Consider the following 22,251-nt stretch of genomic DNA (forward strand, 5'->3'; position numbering starts at 1 on the left):
AAAAAAACCCTGCTAAAAAAGCAGGGTTTTTTTCTTATTAACTCAGTAATTAGTAATTCCACATATCGAGCTCCCTATCTCGAATGTCTTCTTTAAGTTTATCTGATTCTAAAACTTGAAAAAGTGAATTTCCCTTTATATATTCCGCAACATCTCTGTTACCATAAATATTCTCTTCTCTGTATATGATCGCATTAAACCTTCTTGCATTGAGCAAATGATCATAAGACAACGGATAGGCCGAATTCTTTTGATTGAAAACCTTCATATCGTGAGTAGTGTACCTGGCACCAGGATACCATACCCAAAACAATTCGATTAATTCATCTTGAGATCCTTCACTATCAATGAAGTTTACATCCGGAGCTACAGGTGCAACTCCAAGCAACCTGTATTTTAACTCGCCTTGTCGCTTGTCAAAATACCATACTCCCTTGATTCTGAAACCTTCAATATCTCCGGCAGTAATATCTCTTCTGTCTATATATTCATCCGTTAATACTTCTCCTGCATTCAATCTCTCTATACCAGCATCAGAGGTATCAACCCTGGCCAATCTGCCCTGGATATCCTTTAGCGTCAATTTGTCTTCGAAATATGAGTCGTCATAAACATCGATGATCTCTCCGCTTTTGATCCCCCGTAACAAAGTATCGTATAATGACCTTCTTGATGAACTGATGTTACTTGTATCTACCGGGTAGTAGAAAGGCATATTTATCTTTTCATTAAGATCTACATATTCCCAAACTACTTTAGACCACAAAATGTCTCTGTCATCTATATACCCGTAAGGTAATGGACTATCATTGTCTGCAGCGAGCTGCTCAGGGGTTTTCATACCTACCTGTTCAGGAATCTTTGCATTCAGTAAATTTGCCTGGGCACTTACCGATCCAACAGATAGTAAACCTATTATTGCTATTATTAAACTTCTCAATTTCATAATTCTATATGGATTAATTTGTAATTTCAACATTTACTGGTGAAGCATTTTTCAAGTAATAACCTGAATTCCCCACTAATTTTTGTTTGATATCAAAAATGATCACAACATCACCTCTTCTCGCTTTATTCAATACTCTAATAGCAGAGGCATCAAATTTTTCACCTTTAACGATTACGGTTGGTTGTCCTGGCACTTTGACACTGAAACCGGTAGTATTGATCTTTAGATCGAATACAAAATCAGGTAATATTGAACTTATTGTTGCCTTTTGTAAAGTACTTTTTGGCATTTTGATCATTCCATACTCACCTCTTACTGCTGCAACAGGGGCAGGGATATCTTTAATTCTAAATATTTGACTTGAAGTAATCGGGGTTCCGTCAGGTAATTTTGCACTTACCGTGATTTTCACTTCTCTTCCTTTTCCCGGAGCCATTTCATATTTTCCTATTCCTTTTACTTTTCTCAAACCTGGAGCGCTGGCTTTTACAGCATTGTCAGCAACACCCGGAACAGAAACAGTAATTGGATTCTGAACACCTCTGTAAACCACATTCATCTTATCTGCAGAGATTACAGCACTATTTGGTTTTGCAACCACAGCATATGAAGTTTCAACTGGTATTTCAACAGGTATCCCATTCTCCATAAAGATGAACTTACCCTTGATTTCATTTTCTCCAACGTTTCCTGAAGGAAAATCAAGGATTGCTCCTCCGTCTTTGATATTGGTAATCTCCTTACCATTGATCACTACCTTAGTAGGCTTTAGTGACCCATCATATCGACCCAATACTATTTTACCTTGGAAATTTTCTCCTTGTAAGGTCGCTGGTGCATTAGGAATCAAGATGGCCTGATAGTTATTCATCGATACATCACTGGCCATTTGACCCTGTAACATATTTCCAAGAACTTCTGATTCAGTAGTTTTAATATCTGCCTGAATCTGCGTCATCTTTGTGATTGATGCCACTAAAGGGAATCCTTTGTAATTGTAATCCAACCAAAAGATTTCTTTGCCTTCTCTGTTGGTAACTTTATCAGTTGAAAATCTTGTTTCTACATCCTTTTTGACACTTTCGCTTCCCTCACCCATTACTGTAGAAAGGTCGCTACGGTATTTATTCATTCTGTCAACAAACTCCTGACCTGCTTCGTGATAAACTCCATCATCTCCTTTAAAAAACTTCTCATCAAGAAATTTACCAGAATCCATAGTTTCGTAATCTGTTGGATCGTCAACAGTAGATTTCATTTCTTCTTTTAAATTTTCGATATAGGCAAAGTAATCTTCAGATAATTTTTGAATCTTATCCGCTTTTGCTGCCTCATCTCCATACTTTTCAGATTGCTCTACTGCTTTTAGCGCCAGATCCTCATAGGATCTTTTATTCCTGGTTGTAGCAGCATCGTTTGCCGCGACCAGTTTATTGTCCATTAAACCAAAGGCCTGTAAAACTTCCTTTGACATATTCATTGCCAACATAGCGATGAAAATCAAATACATCAAATTAATCATTTTTTGCCTTGGTGATTGCTTACCTCCTGCCATTCTTCTTAGTTTTTATAGGGTTAATAATTGAGTTGTTAAAAAATTATAACTCTATGAATTTCTATTTGACATAGCAGATAACATACCTCCGTAAACACCGTTCAATGAAGATAGGTTGGTAGCTAAGGATTCCATTTGCTCTTTTAAACGTTCCGCATTATCCAAAGTTTCTTGATTCAGGGTAGCCTGACGTTCCGCATTTTCCTTCTGGATGATATACATACTGTTCAACGATTCTAATTCAATGGCTGCAACTGATAGTTGCTCAGCATATCTGTTTGACGCTGCGATAGAATCCGTTGCCGGCTTCATTCCTTCTGCCGCACCTGCAAAATTGCTGATACTTTCTGATAACCTTGCTATCTTTTCTGAATCCAAATTTGCTTCTTTCAAAAGGTCATCCAATTTTTGTGACAACATTCCCTGAGCGTCATTAGCTTCTTCTTTATCTTTAGCTGCTCCTCCTGCCAATTCAGGATATACATTCGTCCAATCCAAATCTTCTTCAACCGGTTCAAAAGCTGATAATGCAAATACTGCTGCTTCAACGATCATTCCAATGGTTAACATTTCGGTTCCCCCGGGAAAGTGAGCAATTTTAAAAAGTGCTCCTAAAATTACTACTGCTGCTCCCAGGCCATAGGCCATGTTGAACATTTTCTTTTTCGTTTTTGATTGTGCCATAATTTTTGTTTTTTTTAATTATTGATTGATTAAGCTATTTTCTTATTTATTTTTCTCGGTCATTTTCGTACCCATATAATCCTGAACAGTTCTAAAGCCAATATAACTTCTGGCAGAATCACCATATTCATAGTCTCTTGTTCCTACTTCAAGGAAATAGGCCACATCTTTCCAAGATCCACCTCTGATCACTTTTCTTTGGTTATCACTGTCAACCACATTTGGATTGATCGTTGAGCCTAAATAATAAGATGATGGGTTATAAGCCGTGTTGGTCCACTCTGACACGTTTCCGGCCATATTGTACAAACCGTAATCGTTCGCATTATAAGATCGTGCTTCTACTGTATACAAAGCTCCATCGGCAGCATAATTCCCTCTTTCAGGTTTGAAATTGGCAAGGAAGCATCCCCTGTCTGTTGTTGTATAAGGTCCACCCCATGGATATTTAGCATATTCCAAACCTCCTCTGGCGGCATATTCCCATTCAGCCTCAGTAGGTAACCTAAAACTTGGTTCTCTGCCGGTTCCTTTCTTTTTACCAGCTAAAAAGTCATTTCTTTTTTCTGATCTGAAATTACAAAAAGCCTTTGCCTGATTCCAGGTAACTCCCACAACGGGATAATCGTTATAAGCCTGGTGCCAGAAATAGTCCTGATGCATAGGATCGTTGTATGAATAATTAAAATCCTTAACCCAAACAGCAGTGTCCGGATATATTTCAACTTCAACTTTTTTTAAGAAATCCTTTCCACTAGCATTATTTCTTGCAGCACTTACCCCATCAAAAGCCAGGTAAACATATTTTAATTTCTTAGTGTCAATTCTTCTTTTTCTCTCCATTGCCTCATCCATTGGAATATAAAGGCTGTCCATCGCTTCAGCATAGTATTCATCTGGAAATTCGTTGGTGTTCCATACCAATTCAACATCCCAGTTTAAATAACGTCCTTCAGTAGGTGAGTTGATATCCCCCAAACTACCATAGTTGTCCATCATATATTTATAGTACGCATTATCAGTACTATCCTGTTCCTTAAATTTATATTTTGAGATGCCACTTATATCTCCTTTATTCTGTTCAATTGGAGCACCACCACCTATATCAGCCTCTTCGGCCAGAATAGCCAGTTTTGTTCTTAGAATGGAATCTCTCACTCTAAAGACGAACTCTCTGTATTCACTGTTGGTAATCTCTGTATCGTCCATATAATATGGTCTTACAGTGACGGTTCGGGAAGGGGCACTAAAAGAGCCGGCCACATCTTCATCTCCTTTTCCCATGGTAAAAGCACCACCGGGAATCAGTACCATTCCGAATGGCTTTTCAGGAAAAAATTTCTTATTTGCCGAAACTCCTACCAATTGACCTCTGTCGTTGCCAGATTTACAACTGCTTAAGAAAGCAATGACAAATAGTAATAGGATTAGGGATAACTTTTTCATAATTTTTACTTTTCTAACAAGATGTTATTGTTACATTAAAACTTATTGTTACTACTTTTAACCGGGATTTTATTCAAAATAATCAAATAAAATTCCATACAAAATTTAACCTTTTGTTCCCTAAGAACGCTAAAAAACCAAGTTTAGTGTGTATTAATTTAATTTTCTGAAGGTTTTTAACCATCTTTCGGGTATTATCTGATTATTTGCTGTTAAATAATCCTGATACGTACATGGTACTAACGAAGATTTATCCATATTATTATGGCTAAAGTTAATTTCCATCCACCATCTTTCGCTCTTATTGCTTTTGAAGAAATTAATCGTTTCGTTTTCGACTAAAACGATGTATTTTTTATAGTTTTCAACTGATTCAAAGGGATATTCCTCAATCCTTAAATTATATCCTTCCATAAAATACCATATCATCTGAGCCATCAAATGAGCGGTATTTTCTCTTTGGTCAAATTTTGAATTATATTCGTAAAGGCCAAATGAAGAAACTTTACTGCTGATTCCTGCATATCTTGCAATGGCACAGATCTGATCCCCAAAAAAACCGTTGGGAACAGAATTGCTATTTGCCGGCGCATCACTCATTCTTACCGCTCCCAGGTCAATGCTTACAATATCTGCATCTCTTAAAATGGGTTCAACCGAAGACAGGTCATGAGTGACCTCTCCCAGCCTGTAGGCTTCGAAGAACATTTTGTCCATAAGGTCGATTTCTTCCTGAGAATTAAAGAAAGTTTGAAAACCGATATTACTGTAATTAAACAGGTTATTCGGTTTATCCATGACGATATAGTGTAAATAATTACGTGAATTCAACTTTGGATCCATTTCACCAATATCGAAGCGGTTGTCTACAGATACAATGTTCACAGGTTTATACAACCGGTCATAGGCCCTGTAATTGGCATAGGTAATGTCCTGGCTGCCACCAATAATAACGGGAGTGATCTTTTGCTCTAATAACTCACCCAGGATTTCCTGAACTAAAAAATAGGTATCCCCTGTTTCATTTCCAAGGGGTACATTACCAAGATCAGCAATCTGTAAATTCCAATTACCCGGAAACATCTGATACAGATATTTTCTGATGATATCCAATCCTTTTCCCGCTCCAATGTTGTCAACGGCCCCTCTTGCCTCCGAAATACCAATCATGGCTATTTGAACATGCTCAAGGTTGGGCAACCCTTCCTTTTTTGTGTGTATCTTAATTTTTCTTCCTAAGGTAAGGTCTGATTGCAAAGCAGTATGGGCAACTGCATTTTCTTCTACAGGTAAAAGAAGCTCTAGGCTCATATGATAATGTTAAAGATAAAAATCGCCGCAATGTAATTAAATTTCGACATGAATGAAATTAGTGTTTACAAAAAATAAAAAGTCCTTTAAGTTTTAAAACTGAAAGGACCCTTTTTCGAAAAATAAATTAATTATTTCTTTTTTACAGCTCGCTTCTTTCTTACGGCTTTTTTCTTTGGTGCATTTTTTTCAATCAGATCTTTAACCTCTTCAAGAGTAAGTGCCTGGGCATCTACGGTTTTGGCCAACTCAATTTTGGTGCGCCCCTTTAAAATATTGTGACGGCCCCAGCGTGCTTTTTCAACTCTAATTCCTTCTTCTTCCCAATTATGCACTACTTTCTCGATCTCCTTTTGCTTCTTTGCTTCAATCAATTCAACAATATCATCATACGACAAATTATCAAAATCGTATTTTCTGTTGACATTAATAAACATGCCGTTCCATTTTATAAAAGGTCCGAATCGACCCACGCCCTTTTGAACCGGAAGGTTTTCATATTCAGCAATGGGTGCATCTGCCTGCCGCTTCTCCTCTATTAATTCTATCGCCCTCTTAAGATCGACTTCCATCGGATTCTCATCCTTTTCCAAAGAAACAAAGGCTTTACCAAACCTCACATAAGGGCCAAACCTTCCATTGGCCACAACTACCTCCTCACCTTCATAGTTACCCAGTGCTTTAGGCAATTTAAAGAGGTCCATAGCCTCTTCATAAGTGATATTGCCTAAGGTTTGTTCTCCTTGTAAACTTGCAAACTTGGGTTTTTCGTCATCAGTAGCTTCACCTATTTGCACCATGGCCCCAAATCTGCCCAATCTTGCGTAAACGTTTTTACCTGACTCAGGATCTACTCCCAACAAGCGTTCTCCTTTTGCCCTTTCAGCATTTTCCGAAACATGCTCAACAGCATCATGAAATGAACCGTAAAAAGCCTTGATCATTTCTGTCCAGTTTCCATTTCCATCAGCAATATCATCAAACTGCTTTTCTACATTGGCTGTAAAACCAAGGTCCATGATAGAGGAAAAATTATCGATTAAAAAATCAGTTACGATCTTCCCTATATCAGTAGGTACCATTTTTCCTTTATCCGCACCAACTTTTTCAGTTAGGGTTTTTGAAACTATTTGCCCATTTGAAAGCGTCAATTCTGTATAATCTCTATCCTTTCCTTCGACTGTGCCTTTTTCAACGTATTCTCTCCTTTGTATCGTCGAAATAGTTGGAGCATAGGTAGATGGACGTCCAATCCCCAATTCTTCAAGCTGCCTGACCAAAGAGGCCTCCGTATATCTGTAAGGTGCTTTTGTATAGCGTTCTGTAGCATTGATATAGGAATTCTCTAGCACTTCGTTTACTTTAAGCTTAGGAAGCATTCCTTCTTGCTCCTCCTCTTCAAAGTCATCCCCCTCCAGGTATACTTTTAAAAAACCTTCAAAAGTAATCACTTCACCATTGGCGGTCAAAACCTCTTGATTCTTGTTATTGGTTATTCTTACATTGGTTCTCTCAAACTGAGCATCACTCATCTGGGAAGCAAGCGTTCTCTTCCAGATCAATTCGTATAACCTCGCCTGATCACTTTCGATCTTTACAGTTCTGGTACTCATATTGGTAGGCCTGATTGCCTCATGCGCTTCCTGAGCCCCTTTAGATTTTGTCGTAAAATTTCTCGGATAACTGTACTCGCTTCCATATGAACTGACAATCTCCTCCTGAGCCTCTTTTTTAGCATCATCAGAAAGATTAACACTATCGGTTCTCATATATGTAATGAGTCCTGCTTCATATAACCTTTGGGCAACCACCATGGTTTTGGCTACCGGGAAATATAATTTTCTCGAAGCCTCTTGCTGTAATGTGGAAGTTGTAAAAGGTGCAGCAGGAGATTTTTTTGCCGGCTTGGTCGTTAAGTCATCAACCTTAAAGCTCGCTCCAATACATGATTCCAAAAATGATTCGGCTGCTTTTCTGGTGGGGAAATTTTTCGGCAATCTGGCTTTGAACTTTTTACCTTCTTCATTAATGAATTCTCCTACGACCCTGTAGGAGGCCACCGGAACAAAGTTTTCAATTTCACGCTCCCTTTCAACGATGAGCCTTACAGCAACAGATTGTACCCTTCCTGCGGACAAACCTCCTTTTACTTTTTTCCAAAGTACGGGAGAGAGTTCATAACCTACCAATCTATCTAAAACCCTTCTGGCTTGTTGCGCATTCACCAAATCGTAATTGATGCTTCTCGGATTTTCAATGGCCTTAAGAATAGCCTTTTTTGTTATTTCATGAAAAACGATCCGTTTTGTATTCTCGTCGTTTAATTTCAGTTGTTCGTATAAATGCCAGGCAATAGCCTCTCCTTCGCGATCTTCATCACTGGCCAGCCATACCGTATCCGCTTTTTTTGCCAGCGACCTCAATTTTTTAACAACCGCTTTCTTATCTGAAGAAACTGTGTAATTTGGTTTAAAATCCCCATCAACATTTACTCCTAACTCTTTGGATGGCAGATCAGCAATGTGCCCAAAGCTCGATTCCACCACATAATCTTTTCCTAAAAATTTTTCAATGGTTTTGGCTTTGGCTGGTGATTCTACAATTACTAAATTCTTCGACATTTTTATCTTTTTTATGATGAATGCAACATAAAGCGGCTGGTTGAACCGCAAGTTGAAAACCCCTTTTTGAGATTGCAAAAGTATATAGAAATTTTTAATTCGAAATTTTAATAAGTAAAATTCATGGGTTTTAGGGATATTTTAACTTCTTCAAGCATCTATTTTTTTCTGTCAAAATGTCATAAAAACAAATTTTGATCGTATCTTTGCAATCCCAAAAAAATGAAAATGGCAAGTGAAAATATCATAGAAGAAAAAAAACAGGGCCAGGCCCTTATCACCGATAAAATAAAAGGGAATAACAAAAAACTTTTTATAGAAAGTTATGGGTGTCAAATGAATTTGAACGATAGTGAGATCGTCGCTTCTATTCTTGCCAAGGAAGGTTTCAACACGACACATCTGTTGGAGGAAGCTGATTTGGTTCTGGTTAATACCTGTTCTATCAGGGAAAAAGCAGAGCAGACGATTCGAAAAAGATTACAAAAGTACAATCGTGTAAAAAGGATTAACCCCGAGATGAAAATTGGGGTCCTCGGCTGCATGGCTGAGCGGTTAAAAACCAAATTTCTTGAAGAAGAAAAAATGGTCGACCTGGTTGTTGGTCCCGATGCTTACAGGGATCTGCCAAATCTGGTTAAAGAAATTGAAAGTGGAAAGGATGCGATCAACGTAATCTTGTCCAAAGAAGAGACCTATGGGGATGTAACCCCGGTAAGGCTCAATAGCAATGGGGTTTCAGCCTTTATTTCGATTACCAGAGGCTGCGATAATATGTGTACTTTCTGTGTGGTGCCTTTTACAAGGGGTAGAGAAAGAAGCCGGGATCCTCAAAGTATTTTGAAAGAAGCACAGGATCTTTGGGAAAAAGGTTATAAAGAAATTACCTTGTTGGGTCAAAATGTGGATTCTTATCTCTGGTACGGCGGCGGCTTAAAAAAGGATTTTAAAAATGCTTCAGAAATCGCCAGAGCCACTGCTATAGATTTTGCCAAACTCCTTGAACTGGTGGCGCAGGAAGTCCCGAAAATGAGAATTAGATTTGCGACATCCAATCCGCAGGACATGAGTATTGACGTATTGCACAGCATGGCCAAATACGAAAATATTTGCAACTATATTCATTTGCCGGTTCAAACCGGGAGCACGAGAATGCTTGAAAGAATGAACCGTCAACATACGCGTGAAGACTATATCAAACTTATCGACAATATCAACAAAATCATTCCAGAATGTGCTATTTCTCAGGATATGATCGCAGGTTTCTGTGGTGAAACAGAAGAGGACCACAAAGCGACCCTGTCTTTAATGGAGTATGTAAAGTATGATTTTGGTTTTATGTTTGCCTACTCTGAACGTCCGGGAACACTCGCAGCAAAGAAATTGGAAGATGATGTCCCAATGGAAACAAAAAAAAGAAGGTTATCCGAGATCATCAATCTTCAACAAAAACATGGACTATACCGTATGCAGCAATTTGTGGGTAAAACAGTTGAAATCCTTATTGAAGGTGACTCTAAAAAATCATCTGAACAATGGATGGGCAGAAATTCGCAAAATGCGGTTGCTGTATTTCCAAAAACAGATGAAAAAATAGGAGATCTGGTCATGGTCCACATTGATGATTGTACTTCAGCCACCCTGATAGGAAGACGCGTAGCCTAAAAAAATAGAAATCATTGCCTGTTAAGACGGGCCATAAAATAATTATTTTGGAATCATTACAAACCATAAAACAACGATTTGGAATCATTGGTAACAATAACCAGCTCAATGTTGCCCTTCAAAAGGCAATGCGTGTTGCACCAACCGATATTTCAGTGCTTGTTACAGGAGAAAGTGGAGTGGGAAAAGAAGTTATACCCAAAATCATTCACAACCTCTCTCATAGAAAACACGCCAAATATATTGCTGTGAATTGCGGTGCCATTCCCGAAGGAACTATTGACAGCGAATTATTTGGGCATGAAAAAGGATCTTTTACAGGTGCTTCACAATCCAGAAACGGTTATTTTGAAGTGGCCGATGGTGGAACAATTTTTTTGGATGAGGTAGGTGAACTGCCTTTAACGACTCAGGTAAGATTGTTAAGGGTTCTTGAAAATGGGGAGTTTCTTAAAGTGGGATCGTCAAAAGTGCAAAAAACAGATGTAAGAATTGTGGCTGCAACAAATCAAGATATGTTTCAGGCCATTCAAAAAGGAAAATTCAGGGAGGATTTGTATTACAGACTAAGCACCGTCGAAATTCATTTACCCCCATTGAGAGACCGGAATGATGATATCCATCTTTTGTTTCGAAAATTTGCCTCGGATTTTGCCATGAAATACAATATGCCAACCATAAGACTTGACGATGATGCCGTTGAAGCTTTGGTGTCAAATCAATGGAAAGGAAATATCAGGCAATTGAGAAACCTCACTGAACAAATTTCTGTTCTTGAACAAAACCGCAATATAACAGGAGCTGTTTTACGTTCGTACCTGCCTGATTACAATCAAAATCTACCCGCAGTGGTTTCACAAAAAAAGTCTGAAGGTGATTTTGCCAATGAAAGAGAGATCCTGTACAAAATTCTTTTTGATATGAGGAATGACATTACCGATCTGAAGAAACTGACCAGGGAACTGCTCAATGAAGAAGTTCCTAACAAACCTCAGAAAAAGACGCAGTTACTTATTGACAAGATCTATGGAAAAAACGAAGATCGTGATGATAACCATCCCCTTGAAATTATTTCCAAAGAAGAACAAGAGAAGTTTGAACCTAATCCTGAACTGGTATCCTTTGACGATGCCGAGACTGTAGAAGAAACTGTTTCACTGCAGGAAAAAGAAGTTGAAATGATCAAACAATCCCTTGAGAGAAATAAAGGAAAAAGGAAACTGGCAGCAAAGGAGTTAGGCATTTCAGAAAGAACACTGTACAGAAAAATAAACCAATATAATTTGTGATTTCGATCCTTTAATTGTTTATTTGTTCAAAGTAAGCTGTTCTAGAAATTCTGTGATTTCTTATTAAGTTTCTACCGAACCTTTGCTATATACATTTAATTACTAATGAAGAACATTTTATTTGGTTTGGCTTGTCTTATCCTCCTTCTGCCTATTGGATGCGGAGTGTACTCTTTTACCGGAGGAAGCACAGGGGATGCGAAGACTATACAGATAGATTATTTTCCAAATACCGCCATCCTGGTTGAGCCTACTTTGAGCCAGAGTTTTACCCTGGCACTGCAGGATCTGTTTTTGAGGCAAACCAACCTGAAATTGACTGATTCAGGAGGAGATTTGCATTTTGAAGGTGAAATCACCCAGTACAGGATTATGCCTATTGCAGCAACAGCCGAACAGACTGCGGCTCAGAATAGATTGACCATTGGGGTTAGGGTAAGGTTTTACAACCGTCTTAATGAGGAGGATGATTTTGAACAGACCTTTTCTTTCTACAGTGATTATGACGGAAACCTGCAGTTGACCGGATCGGTTCTTGAATCTGCCTATGAAGAAATCTTCGAAAGAATTACACAAGATATTTTTAACGCAGCTGTTGCCAAATGGTAGTATATGAATCTGATTGAATTCAATAAAATATTGTCACAACCCAGCCAGATTAAAAAAGGGCAAATTCAAGGTCTCTCTGAACTTATAAAGGAGTATCCTTACTTTCAGGTGATCCATTATCTTCATCTGAACGGACTAAAGAATCAGCACAGCTTCAAGTACAACGATTATTTAAAAAAAACAGCTGCCTACACAACTGACCGGACAGTTCTTTTTGATAATATCACTTCAGGCGATCTCGACATCCATCCGGCTCCCGCGGATTTAATTGAAGAGGAATCAGTACCTGTGGAAAAGACGGAGACTGCTCCGGTTATTAAAGAAAAGTCTGAAATAACAGCAGCATCATCTCCCGAAAAAACACTCGGCATTGGAGAGCCTTTGCAATTTAAACGCGATGAAACCCACTCTTTCAGGGAATGGCTGCAATTGAGCAGTTTTACTCCTATTCAAAGGAACGAAAGATCAGACAGCGATATAACCCCCGGAGAAACGGCTAAGAGGCAAAAGGAGCAAAAAGGTGATACAAACATGGATCTGATCGATCAGTTTATCGCAGCAAGCCCAAAGATAAATCCTTCATTATATGACAATTATAATGATATCGCCATGAATAGTGTACAAGAAAATGAGAGCCTGATGACAGAGACTTTGGCCCATGTTTATGTGGAACAAAAAAAGTACAAAAAAGCGATTACAGCTTTTACAATTTTAAGTTTGAAATATCCGGAAAAAAGTAGTTTCTTTGCACACCAAATTGAAGCAATAAAAAAATTACAAGCAAAATAATTTAGATTATGTCGTACTTTCTATTTTTAATATTGATTATTATCGTTTCAGTATTACTTATACTGGTAATCATGGTTCAAAACCCAAAAGGAGGCGGACTATCTTCTTCTTTCGGAGGCGGGGGCTCTCAGAGCCTTGGTGGGGTTCAAAATACAACGAACTTTCTTGATAAAAGCACATGGGCTTTAGCCATTGCCTTATTCGCATTGATACTTTTGTCTAATTTTGCTATTCCAAGAGCAAATTCAGTTGACTTAAGGTCTGAGACGGAAGGGATCATCAACAATCGGGAAGTGTTGGACACTCCTCCAACTTTAGATACTGACAAATTGATAGACAGCAGCAACTGAGCACGATAAAAACAAACAAAAATGCCAACGTAATGACACGTTGGCATTTTTTTTTCTCATTTGTCAGTTTTTTCACAATGGCAGTGTTTTTGCAACTTTGAAGAAAATATTAATAACCTAAAAATATATATAATGAGTAAATTAACAATTAAGCCTCTAGCAGATAGAGTTCTTGTTGAGCCTTTAGCGGCAGAAACCAAAACAGCATCTGGAATTTATATCCCTGATTCGGCAAAAGAAAAACCACAACAAGGTAAAATTGTTGCAGTCGGTAACGGAACCAAAGATGAACCAATGACTGTTAAAATTGGTGATACCGTGCTGTATGGCAAATTTGCGGGTACCGAATTAAAACTGGATGGAAATGACTATCTAATCATGAGGGAGAGCGACATCTTCGCAATTCTATAATTCTAATTACAACCAAAAACTTAAAATAAAATAAAATGGCAAAAAATATAATTTTTGATATAGACTCGCGCGAAGGATTGAAGCGTGGTGTCGATGCATTGGCAAATGCAGTAAAAGTAACCTTAGGACCGAAAGGACGAAATGTAGTGATCGGAAAAGCCTTTGGAGGACCTCAAATCACAAAAGATGGTGTTACGGTTGCAAAGGAAATCGAATTGGAAGATGCCCATGAAAATATGGGTGCTCAAATGGTTAAGGAGGTTGCTTCAAAAACCAACGATCTTGCCGGTGACGGAACAACAACTGCGACAGTTTTAGCGCAGGCTATCGTCAAGGAAGGTTTAAAGAACGTAGCTGCTGGTGCAAATCCACTTGACCTTAAACACGGCATTGACAAGGCTGTAACAGTCATTATTGAGGATCTTCACAAGCAATCTCAACTTGTAGGCAATAAGCTTGACAAGATCAAACAAGTTGCATCAATCTCTGCCAATAACGACGAATCAATAGGAGAATTGATCGCTGAAGCATTTGACAAAGTTGGTAAAGAAGGTGTGATTACTGTTGAAGAAGCTAAAGGTACAGAAACACATGTTGACATAGTTGAAGGAATGCAGTTCGACAGAGGATATTTGTCTCCTTATTTCGTAACTGATTCAGAAAAAATGATTGCTGACCTGGAATCTCCTTATATTCTTTTATATGATAAAAAGATCTCAACAATGAAAGATCTCTTGCCGGTACTTGAACCAGTGGCTCAGTCTGGAAAACCCTTATTGATCATTGCTGAAGATATCGACGGAGAAGCTCTTGCTACTTTAGTCGTGAACAAATTAAGAGGTTCTCTTAAAATCGCAGCAGTAAAAGCTCCTGGATTCGGAGATAGAAGAAAGGCAATGCTTGAGGATATAGCGATTTTAACGGGAGGTACTGTAGTCGCTGAAGAAAGAGGTTTTACCCTCGAAAATGCTACAATTGACATGTTGGGTACTGCAGAAAGAGTTAGCATTGATAAAGACAATACCACAGTTGTAAACGGTTTTGGAGATACAGATGCCATAAAGGCCAGGGTAAACCAGATCAAATCTCAAATAGAGACAACGACTTCTGATTACGATAAAGAAAAACTTCAGGAACGTTTGGCAAAATTAGCCGGAGGTGTAGCTGTACTGTATGTCGGTGCTGCGAGTGAGGTTGAAATGAAAGAGAAAAAAGACCGTGTTGATGATGCCTTACATGCCACTAGAGCAGCTGTAGAGGAAGGAATTATCGCAGGTGGAGGGGTTGCTTTGGTAAGAGCAAAACAAAAGCTGGTTAATTTAAAAACAGAGAATCAGGACGAAGCAACAGGCGTTAAGATCGTAGCCAGAGCTATTGAGGAACCATTACGTCAAATTGCTGAAAATGCAGGTAATGAAGGATCTGTAATCGTCTCTAAAGTGTTGGAAGGAAAAGGAGACTTTGGTTTTAACGCGAAAACAGAAGAGTTCGTGAACATGCATAAGGCAGGAATTATTGATCCTACAAAAGTAACTCGTATTGCTTTGGAAAATGCGGCTTCAGTTGCGGGAATGATCCTGACCACTGAGTGTGCCCTTGTAGACATCAAGGAAGATGCTCCTGCAGGAGGTGGTATGCCTCCAATGGGAGGTGGCATGCCAGGCATGATGTAATCAAATGACATTATGATTGAATGATACAATAAGATTGTATTGTTAATACCTTAAAAACACCTGTTCATTACTTTGAGCAGGTGTTTTTTTATAAAGACTTTAAAATTGCGTCGAGATCCGATCGATTCTTATAATCCGGATCGTAATGTACATAAGATATTTTACCCGATTGATCGATCAAATAAGTAGCCGGAACCGGTAATACATTATTGTCATCCTCATTGTATTCATTAATCCTCTGAGTAATCTTATCGTAATATTTGGGAACAGATAATTCATTAACGGTAAAAGCTACTTTATAAGCAGTCATAATCTTATTCCCAGGGTCATGAATTATAGAAAATCCATTATTATATTTATTTCCTGTCTCTTGGGTTTTTTCAACTTTTTCAGGAGTAACAACGAGTACAAAAACACCTTTGTCTTGAAATTCCTGTAAATGTACTGCCAAGGAGCTCAAGTGTTTTTTACAATAAGTGCACCAATTTCCTCTGTAGAAAATGAGTAAAATCTGATTGTCCTTTAAAATTTCCCTAGAATCGATCAATTTTCCATTTTGGTCCTTGCCCATGATGGAAGGTGCTGTTTCACCTAACATTAAATGATCATCATCAATTTGCGCCGCTAAAAGAGCACTCACAAACAGGCCTATAAAAGTTAAAAGTATTTTCATCTCCTTGTTTTGAAGTTTAGACGAAGGATAATATTCAAATTACATCCGGTCCTTTGTTCCGTCTAAAGATATTCTGCCCAATACGATGTCAAAAAACATTCTAAAGTCGGAGACGAGACTCCAAAAGGGATATGTAAAAGTAGCAGGCTTATTCTTCTCAAAATAATAATGACCCACCCAGGCAAATCCATACCCCATAAGCGGTACAAAATACCACAAAACTGACAGCTTAAGGTAGAGGGCCAGAAATATCAGCACAAACACCAGAAAAGTTCCAATAAAGTGAAGACTTCGGCAGGTTTTATTCTGGTGTTCAGTGAGGTAAAAACGGTAGAATTCACTGTAGGATTTAATTTCTTTCATATATAAATTGATTAAAATCAATTGATAGAGTAGAAAAATACAAAAATAAAAAGTGCAAAACAAAGCACAAAAGAACAATTATTCCATTGCAAAAAATAAATTCTATTGCTTTATCTAATGATCAGCATACAGGTCATCATAGTTTATAGCCGTTGAAATCGATTAATTCTCTTTTAATTCTTTTCTGATTTCTTTTGCCTTTGCCGTAGCTTCAACATTTCTTTCTATGGTATGTCCGGGCCTGCTCCATTTTTTAACCTCTTCGGCTTCCACAAGAGATTTTCTGATCTTGAATTTACCTGTATCATCCTTCTGTTTTTCAGTGGGGGTTAAACCCAGGTCTTCAAACATCTGAGCGTCTTTATCTTCTCCGGGATTGGGAGTGGTCAATAATTTCTCTCCCGCAAAAATAGACGAAGCTCCTGCCATAAAACACAAGGCCTGAGCCTCTGTACTCATTTGGGTTCTTCCCGCCGATAACCTTACGGTTGTCTTAGGCATTACGATTCTGGTGGTAGCGATCATTCTGACCACATCCCAGACCGGTACGATATTTTGTTCTTCAAGAGGTGTTCCTTCAACCGGAACAAGGGCATTGATCGGCACTGATTCCGGCTGCGGATCCAGCATCGAAAGACTCAATAACATTCCAGCTCTATCCTCAATTTTTTCACCCATTCCAATGATACCACCCGAACAAACTTTTAAGGCACTTTTTCTAACATTATCCAATGTTTCCAAACGATCTTCATAACCTCTGGTTGAAATCACCTCTTTGTAATACTCCTCTGAAGTATCTAAGTTATGGTTGTAATAATGTAAACCTGCCTCTGCCAAACGAGTTGCCTGACTTTGGGTAACCATTCCAAGTGTACAGCATACTTCCATATTCAATTCGCTAATACCACTGACCATTTTTAAAACACTCTCAAAATCTTCCCCTTCTTTAACATTTCTCCAGGCCGCTCCCATGCAAACACGCGAAGACCCATTCTCTTTAGCGCGCTTGGCCAAATTGATAACAGTTTCATAAGGCAGTAAATCATTCTTGTCAATCTGGGTATGGTACCTGGCTGCCTGTGGACAATAGCCACAGTCTTCTGGGCAACCTCCTGTTTTAATTGAGATCAATGTACTTACCTGAATCTTTGACGGATCGTGAAATTCCCTATGCACACGGGCAGCCTCATATACCAGCTCCATCAGTGGTTTATTATATATATCAATGATCTCTTGTTTGGAATATCTGCTCATGTGGAAAATTTTAAACGTCAAAAATAAGGAAACCTTATGTATTAATCTAAAGAAAGTAAAATACTAACGGCATTTCCTCCAAAACCAACGGCATTGATCATGACCTTCCTGATCTGTTCAGGTGTTTTTGAAAAACTGCCAAATGGCACTTCAATAAATTCCTGATGCCGCATCATCAGTATCGCCAATTCAAGACTCATTCCACCGGAAGCACCAAGAGAATGACCTATAATCCATTTATTTGAAGTCAGGGCCGGATAATCATCACCGAACACTTTTTTAATGGCATTAAACTCAGAACCATCACCTTTTATGGTCCCGGGAGCATGCATCACTATGGCATCCACTTCCCTTGCCTCCATCCCGTTTAAGGCCATTTTCATGGAGCGCTGGAAACAATCTGCATTTGTTGAAATTGAAATATTGTGTTTAAGGGGTTCGGTGGCATAACCAATTCCCCGAATGACGCCAAGAGCCGATTTTTGAACACCTCCTTCAAGACAAAATACAGAAGCTGCTTCTCCCAGAACCATCGAATTGACTTTTTTATCCATATCCAGGCTCCTGCAGGGAAATTCATTTTTATCCCTGGCATAGATCTTCAGGGCTTTCATTTGAGCAAGGGTAAAAGCCGTATTGGAGGCTTCGCTCCCACCTGCCAAAAAACGATCACTCATGCCACTGTTGATCCATGCAATCCCATTTAAAACACCATGCAAAGCTGTTGAACAGGCTATCGAGTGACTTATAACCGGCCCCAGGGTATGCAAATCATGCCCCACCCAAGAAGAAATATTACCCAGGGTTGTGGTCGGGGAGCTTAAGGTGTTTACAAGGCCCTTTTCATTTTTACTGAATTCATCAAAATACTTTTCAAACAACCGGGTAGCACCTCGCGAAGAACCTATATTCACACCAAATTCCTTATCATTCCAATGTGCTTTTTTATATGCCATTCTTGAACAATAGATCGCCATTAAAACTGAAGGATCAAGATCTTTATAATTCTTGATACTCCTGAGTTCCTGTATACGATCCTTATGTATATCGCTTATTTCACTTACTAAAGCATGAAATTTTTTAAAATCTTTTTCTTGAATTAAAGATCTGCCTCCTTTATAGTTTCCCCAAATTTCATCCTCTGAGGCCCCGAGTGCCGATACTGATGCCATGGAAATAATGGATATCTCGTTTTTCATGTCAGATTATTTCCAAAGATTTTTCCATGACCTCATAAATACGCTCCAATTCACTATTAGAAATCACAAAGGGTGGAAGAGTATAGATCGTATTGCCCAGAGGCCTTAGAAATACACCTTGTTCCATAAAAAAGGCATATAGCCTGTCTCTTAGTGTACCATATCTATCCATTTCAACATCCAGGTCCATAGCTAAAATAACCCCGGTAACCCTGGTTTGTTTCACCTTATCATGGTTTTTGATATAACGTTCAAATTCAAGGTGCCGTTGGTGAATAGTTTTAATTGCTGTTTGAATTTCATGTGAACAAAGAAGATCCAATCCGGCAATGGCCGCAGTACAGGCCAACGGATTTGCAGAATAAGTATGCCCGTGAAAAAAACCTTTGCTTATCTCATCATCAAAAAAGGCGTTATAAACTTTTTGGCTGCAACAGGTAAGCGCCATCGGAGCAACACCGGCGGTTAAAGACTTTGACAAGCAGATGATATCGGGCTGTGACGTCATATACTCAGAAGCAAAATTCTTACCTGTTTTACCAAAACCTGTCATCACTTCATCAGCAATGGTCAAAACCCCTGCTTCCTTCGCCATCTTGATAAGGATTTCCAAATGATCAGGGCTGTACATATGCATAGCTGCTGCTCCCTGCACCAAAGGCTCATAGATAAAAGCTGCCACTTCGTTGGAATCCAGCATGGCCCGAAAACTTTTCATTACAGTCTCGATATTTGTCTTATCCGGCACATTAAGCCTGTCTACTGTCAGCAGGAAATTCTCAAAAGGCCCGTTATAAACAGATAGTCCGGACACCGACATGGCACCAAAGGTATCTCCGTGAAAAGCGTTATCAAAAGCAACAATTCTTTTCCTGGAATTTCCTTTATTAAAATAATATTGTAACGACATTTTAATCGCCACATCAACTGAAGTCGAACCATTATCAGAAAAAAATAACTTCTCCATACCCGGGGGTAACAGCGGTATTAATTTTTCAGACAATTCTATGGCCGGAGGATGGGTGAATCCGCTAAAAACAACCTGATCCAAGACATCGAGCTGCTCTTTTACACGTGATATAATCTTTGGGTGACTGTGCCCGTACATACAGGTATACCAACTAGAAATACCGTCTATATATCGTTGTCCGTTTTCGTCATACAACCAAACACCTTTTGCTTTTACAATGGGCAAATGGTCGGGGTGCAATTTATGCTGGGTCAAGGGATGCCATAAATGCTTTCGGTCTCTTTCTTTAAAATTCATTATAGGGCTTCGAGTAGCGGTTTAAATAATCTTGAGTACTTTTTAATTGTCTTTTTATCGATATATGGCTCCTCATCGATTCTTCCAATTTCCTTTACAATCCCCATTTTTTTAATAATACTTTCAGTACGCTCATTTACAGTGCCATTAAACACGATTCCCGACACGTTCAAACCCCTGTTTCTCAATTCACTCAAGGTAAGAAGGGTATGGTTTATACTACCCAAATAGTGCCTTGAAACTACTACGACCTTATATTCCTCTCTGATCAAATCAAGCATGGTTTCTTGCTCATTGAGAGGTACCAGCAAACCTCCGGCTCCTTCAATGACCAGATGATTTTCAGTTTTCGGCGGCCTGATAAAAGACAGATCTATGCTTATTCCATCAATAGCGGCTGCGGCGTGAGGACTCATGGGTGATTGTAAGGCATAACTATGCTCATGCATAACAGATCTTGAATTAGAAATAAGGTCCCTGACACGATGTGTGTCAGTGTACTGTAATTCTCCGGCTTGCACCGGTTTCCAATAATCAGCTTCCAAAGCTTCGGTAACAATGGCTGAAACCACAGTTTTTCCTATATCGGTACCTATACCAGTGATAAAATATTTATTCATGAAGTACTTAAAAAATCTAGACAAAAGTACTCAATAAAAAAAGAACTTCCTGAATCTCAGAAGAAGTATTATAACTGTGAATACAAAACCTGATTCGCTCTTTACCCAAAGGAACAGTAGGGCTAAGGATTGATTTTGCATCGAAATTATGATCTCTTAATTTAACGGAAAGTTCCTTGACCCTTTTAGGTGAATCGAAGACCGAACTTTGGATAGGACTGCTGCTTTTGATAAAAATATCATCCAGTTTTAAGGCAGTTATCCTTTCTCTAAAAAAAGAAATGTTTTGGTTTAAGAGCTCCCTCTCATTTGTCTCAGCCAAAGCCAAAATCGCATATTTTATGGTAAGTACACTGAATAAAGGCATCGCAGTTGTATAAATAAACGACCGCGCAAAATTAATAAGATACTGAATCAGTTTTTGACTCCCAACGACTGTGGCTCCATGGCATCCCAAGGCCTTTCCAAAGGTGTGTATTCTCGCGAAAACAAATGATTCCAATTGCTTTTCGACAACCATTCCCTGACCTAGGGATCCGTATATTCCTGTTGAATGAGCCTCATCCACAATCAATTTAAAACCCATTTCAATGGATAAATCCACAAGTTCTCTTAAAGGGGCTGAATCACCATCCATGGAGTATACAGACTCAACAATAACATACGCTTCGCCTTCTGAACTGGTCCTTTCAATTTTATTCCTGAGATCGTTCAGGTCATTATGCTTAAAGCCAAAGTTTTTTGCATTGGATAACCTGATACCATCCCTAATCGATGCATGTGAAAACTCATCGTAAAAAATGCTGTCACCTCGCTGGGGAACCGAAGACAACAATCCTATATTGGCATCATAACCTGAATTGAAAAGTAAGGCAGCTTCTGCCTGGAAAAACCCTGCAAGTTGTATCTCCAGAGCTTCGTGAAAATCAAAATTACCGGATAATAACCTTGAACCCGAACTTCCGACACTGGGATCATGGGTTTTCATCTCCTCCATCACTTGGTTGGAAATAAGTTCACTCCTGGAAAATCCAAGATAATCATTGGAAGAAAAATCTATCAGGTCATTTTGACGAGGCAGGCTTCTTAAGGTTTCATTGAAACGACGAGCCTCTAGTTTCTCATTAAGATTTGACGGAAAATTCATATGGCTAAAATAAAAAAAAACGGGTTATTACCCGTTTTTAAAACTTTTAAGCTTGACCTGTCGGGCCGAAATTCAATGGGATCGGAGGTTGCTCGTAATCTTTAATTTCACCATTGTTAGCTTCAAACCTTTTTATGTTTTCTGCCAAAGCCTTCGCAAGCCTTTTGGCATGCTGAGGTGTCAGGATGATCCTTGATTTTACTTTTGACTTGGGTGATCCCGGCATCACATTTATAAAATCTACAACAAATTCTGAAATAGAGTGATTGATAATCGCCAGGTTGGCGTAAGTACCATCAGCTGTTTTTTCATCTATCTCAATATTTAACTGATTCTGATTTGTTTCTTTTGACATGACTGAAAATTTTAAAAAAAA

21 protein-coding genes are annotated in these 22,251 nt (G+C 38.7%); 7 read left to right on the forward strand and 14 right to left on the reverse strand.

Annotation, left to right across the window (positions count from 1 at the left end):
- Positions 1 to 49: 49 nt before the first annotated feature.
- From porN to topA, 6 genes are all read right to left on the reverse strand, one after another.
- Positions 50 to 946, reverse strand: a complete 897-nt coding sequence (porN, locus tag AABB81_RS08530; RefSeq protein WP_342159940.1) for a type IX secretion system ring subunit PorN/GldN — start codon at positions 944 to 946, stop codon at positions 50 to 52.
- Between the two features lie 13 nt (positions 947 to 959).
- Positions 960 to 2,504: a type IX secretion system motor protein PorM/GldM gene (gene porM, locus AABB81_RS08535; RefSeq protein ID WP_342159941.1), complete on the reverse strand. Its 1,545-nt coding sequence runs from the start codon at positions 2,502 to 2,504 to the stop codon at positions 960 to 962.
- Positions 2,505 to 2,555: 51 nt separating this feature from the next.
- Positions 2,556 to 3,188 (reverse strand): type IX secretion system motor protein PorL/GldL, encoded by a 633-nt coding sequence (porL, locus tag AABB81_RS08540; protein ID WP_342159942.1) that lies wholly within the window; start codon positions 3,186 to 3,188, stop codon positions 2,556 to 2,558.
- Between the two features lie 42 nt (positions 3,189 to 3,230).
- Positions 3,231 to 4,634, reverse strand: coding sequence for a T9SS ring complex lipoprotein PorK/GldK (porK, locus tag AABB81_RS08545; RefSeq protein WP_342159943.1), 1,404 nt, complete (start codon positions 4,632 to 4,634; stop codon positions 3,231 to 3,233).
- A gap of 153 nt (positions 4,635 to 4,787) precedes the next feature.
- Entirely contained in the window at positions 4,788 to 5,945 is a 1,158-nt protein-coding gene (locus tag AABB81_RS08550) for a formimidoylglutamase (RefSeq protein ID WP_342159944.1), read from the reverse strand.
- Between the two features lie 131 nt (positions 5,946 to 6,076).
- The gene (topA, locus tag AABB81_RS08555) at positions 6,077 to 8,566 is read right to left on the reverse strand and encodes a type I DNA topoisomerase (protein WP_342159946.1); all 2,490 of its coding nucleotides are present in this window, start codon (positions 8,564 to 8,566) and stop codon (positions 6,077 to 6,079) included.
- 228 nt (positions 8,567 to 8,794) lie between these two features.
- Here topA and miaB point away from each other — a divergent pair, with 228 nt between their 5' ends.
- The 7 genes from miaB (at position 8,795) to groL (ending at position 15,352) form a co-directional block, all read left to right on the forward strand.
- Entirely contained in the window at positions 8,795 to 10,231 is a 1,437-nt protein-coding gene (gene miaB, locus AABB81_RS08560) for a tRNA (N6-isopentenyl adenosine(37)-C2)-methylthiotransferase MiaB (RefSeq protein WP_342159947.1), read from the forward strand.
- Between the two features lie 47 nt (positions 10,232 to 10,278).
- Positions 10,279 to 11,520, forward strand: coding sequence for a sigma-54 interaction domain-containing protein (locus AABB81_RS08565; protein ID WP_342159948.1), 1,242 nt, complete (start codon positions 10,279 to 10,281; stop codon positions 11,518 to 11,520).
- A 105-nt stretch (positions 11,521 to 11,625) separates the two neighbouring features.
- Entirely contained in the window at positions 11,626 to 12,129 is a 504-nt protein-coding gene (locus tag AABB81_RS08570; RefSeq protein WP_342159949.1) for an LptE family protein, read from the forward strand.
- 3 nt (positions 12,130 to 12,132) lie between these two features.
- On the forward strand, positions 12,133 to 12,918 hold the full coding sequence (locus tag AABB81_RS08575) for a hypothetical protein (RefSeq protein WP_342159950.1): 786 nt from the start codon (positions 12,133 to 12,135) through the stop codon (positions 12,916 to 12,918).
- Positions 12,919 to 12,926: 8 nt separating this feature from the next.
- A complete protein-coding gene (gene secG, locus AABB81_RS08580) occupies positions 12,927 to 13,268 on the forward strand; it encodes a preprotein translocase subunit SecG (protein ID WP_342159951.1) in 342 nt (113 codons plus the stop codon).
- A 132-nt stretch (positions 13,269 to 13,400) separates the two neighbouring features.
- Positions 13,401 to 13,679, forward strand: coding sequence for a co-chaperone GroES (locus tag AABB81_RS08585; RefSeq protein WP_342159952.1), 279 nt, complete (start codon positions 13,401 to 13,403; stop codon positions 13,677 to 13,679).
- Positions 13,680 to 13,714: 35 nt separating this feature from the next.
- Positions 13,715 to 15,352: a chaperonin GroEL gene (gene groL, locus AABB81_RS08590; RefSeq protein ID WP_342159953.1), complete on the forward strand. Its 1,638-nt coding sequence runs from the start codon at positions 13,715 to 13,717 to the stop codon at positions 15,350 to 15,352.
- Between the two features lie 88 nt (positions 15,353 to 15,440).
- Here groL and AABB81_RS08595 read toward each other — a convergent pair whose 3' ends face one another.
- From AABB81_RS08595 to AABB81_RS08630, 8 genes are all read right to left on the reverse strand, one after another.
- Complete coding sequence (locus tag AABB81_RS08595) at positions 15,441 to 16,025, reverse strand: peroxiredoxin-like family protein (RefSeq protein WP_342159955.1); 585 nt, start codon at positions 16,023 to 16,025, stop codon at positions 15,441 to 15,443.
- Between the two features lie 39 nt (positions 16,026 to 16,064).
- On the reverse strand, positions 16,065 to 16,388 hold the full coding sequence (locus tag AABB81_RS08600; protein WP_342159956.1) for an Mpo1-like protein: 324 nt from the start codon (positions 16,386 to 16,388) through the stop codon (positions 16,065 to 16,067).
- Positions 16,389 to 16,550: 162 nt separating this feature from the next.
- Positions 16,551 to 17,642, reverse strand: a complete 1,092-nt coding sequence (gene bioB / locus AABB81_RS08605; RefSeq protein WP_342159957.1) for a biotin synthase BioB — start codon at positions 17,640 to 17,642, stop codon at positions 16,551 to 16,553.
- A 41-nt stretch (positions 17,643 to 17,683) separates the two neighbouring features.
- Entirely contained in the window at positions 17,684 to 18,841 is a 1,158-nt protein-coding gene (locus AABB81_RS08610; RefSeq protein WP_342159958.1) for a beta-ketoacyl synthase N-terminal-like domain-containing protein, read from the reverse strand.
- 1 nt (position 18,842) lies between these two features.
- Positions 18,843 to 20,108, reverse strand: coding sequence for an adenosylmethionine--8-amino-7-oxononanoate transaminase (gene bioA / locus AABB81_RS08615; protein ID WP_342159959.1), 1,266 nt, complete (start codon positions 20,106 to 20,108; stop codon positions 18,843 to 18,845).
- Positions 20,108 to 20,728, reverse strand: coding sequence for a dethiobiotin synthase (gene bioD, locus AABB81_RS08620; protein WP_342159960.1), 621 nt, complete (start codon positions 20,726 to 20,728; stop codon positions 20,108 to 20,110). The genes bioA and bioD overlap by 1 nt, the downstream gene beginning before the upstream one ends.
- Before the next feature lie 16 nt (positions 20,729 to 20,744).
- Complete coding sequence (locus tag AABB81_RS08625) at positions 20,745 to 21,875, reverse strand: aminotransferase class I/II-fold pyridoxal phosphate-dependent enzyme (RefSeq protein ID WP_342159962.1); 1,131 nt, start codon at positions 21,873 to 21,875, stop codon at positions 20,745 to 20,747.
- 46 nt (positions 21,876 to 21,921) lie between these two features.
- Positions 21,922 to 22,230 (reverse strand): DUF3467 domain-containing protein, encoded by a 309-nt coding sequence (locus AABB81_RS08630; RefSeq protein ID WP_342159963.1) that lies wholly within the window; start codon positions 22,228 to 22,230, stop codon positions 21,922 to 21,924.
- Between the last annotated feature and the right edge of the window lie 21 nt (positions 22,231 to 22,251).

The sequence above is a fragment of the Lutimonas vermicola genome (assembly GCF_038433205.1).
Classification (GTDB): domain Bacteria; phylum Bacteroidota; class Bacteroidia; order Flavobacteriales; family Flavobacteriaceae; genus Lutimonas; species Lutimonas vermicola.

Bases quoted from the DNA above. Each gene is read 5' to 3' on its own strand.
- AABB81_RS08610 (WP_342159958.1), bottom strand. From the start codon at position 18,841: ATGAAAAACGAGATATCCATTATTTCCATGGCATCAGTATCGGCACTC.
- AABB81_RS08625 (WP_342159962.1), bottom strand. From the start codon at position 21,875: ATGAATTTTCCGTCAAATCTTAATGAGAAACTAGAGGCTCGTCGTTTC.
- porL (WP_342159942.1), bottom strand. From the start codon at position 3,188: ATGGCACAATCAAAAACGAAAAAGAAAATGTTCAACATGGCCTATGGC.
- bioA (WP_342159959.1), bottom strand. From the start codon at position 20,108: ATGAATTTTAAAGAAAGAGACCGAAAGCATTTATGGCATCCCTTGACC.
- AABB81_RS08550 (WP_342159944.1), bottom strand. From the start codon at position 5,945: ATGAGCCTAGAGCTTCTTTTACCTGTAGAAGAAAATGCAGTTGCCCAT.
- porN (WP_342159940.1), bottom strand. From the start codon at position 946: ATGAAATTGAGAAGTTTAATAATAGCAATAATAGGTTTACTATCTGTT.
- groL (WP_342159953.1), top strand. From the start codon at position 13,715: ATGGCAAAAAATATAATTTTTGATATAGACTCGCGCGAAGGATTGAAG.
- AABB81_RS08585 (WP_342159952.1), top strand. From the start codon at position 13,401: ATGAGTAAATTAACAATTAAGCCTCTAGCAGATAGAGTTCTTGTTGAG.
- AABB81_RS08600 (WP_342159956.1), bottom strand. From the start codon at position 16,388: ATGAAAGAAATTAAATCCTACAGTGAATTCTACCGTTTTTACCTCACT.
- porK (WP_342159943.1), bottom strand. From the start codon at position 4,634: ATGAAAAAGTTATCCCTAATCCTATTACTATTTGTCATTGCTTTCTTA.
- miaB (WP_342159947.1), top strand. From the start codon at position 8,795: ATGGCAAGTGAAAATATCATAGAAGAAAAAAAACAGGGCCAGGCCCTT.
- AABB81_RS08575 (WP_342159950.1), top strand. From the start codon at position 12,133: ATGAATCTGATTGAATTCAATAAAATATTGTCACAACCCAGCCAGATT.
- secG (WP_342159951.1), top strand. From the start codon at position 12,927: ATGTCGTACTTTCTATTTTTAATATTGATTATTATCGTTTCAGTATTA.
- AABB81_RS08570 (WP_342159949.1), top strand. From the start codon at position 11,626: ATGAAGAACATTTTATTTGGTTTGGCTTGTCTTATCCTCCTTCTGCCT.
- AABB81_RS08630 (WP_342159963.1), bottom strand. From the start codon at position 22,230: ATGTCAAAAGAAACAAATCAGAATCAGTTAAATATTGAGATAGATGAA.
- porM (WP_342159941.1), bottom strand. From the start codon at position 2,504: ATGGCAGGAGGTAAGCAATCACCAAGGCAAAAAATGATTAATTTGATG.
- bioD (WP_342159960.1), bottom strand. From the start codon at position 20,728: ATGAATAAATATTTTATCACTGGTATAGGTACCGATATAGGAAAAACT.
- AABB81_RS08595 (WP_342159955.1), bottom strand. From the start codon at position 16,025: ATGAAAATACTTTTAACTTTTATAGGCCTGTTTGTGAGTGCTCTTTTA.
- bioB (WP_342159957.1), bottom strand. From the start codon at position 17,642: ATGAGCAGATATTCCAAACAAGAGATCATTGATATATATAATAAACCA.
- topA (WP_342159946.1), bottom strand. From the start codon at position 8,566: ATGTCGAAGAATTTAGTAATTGTAGAATCACCAGCCAAAGCCAAAACC.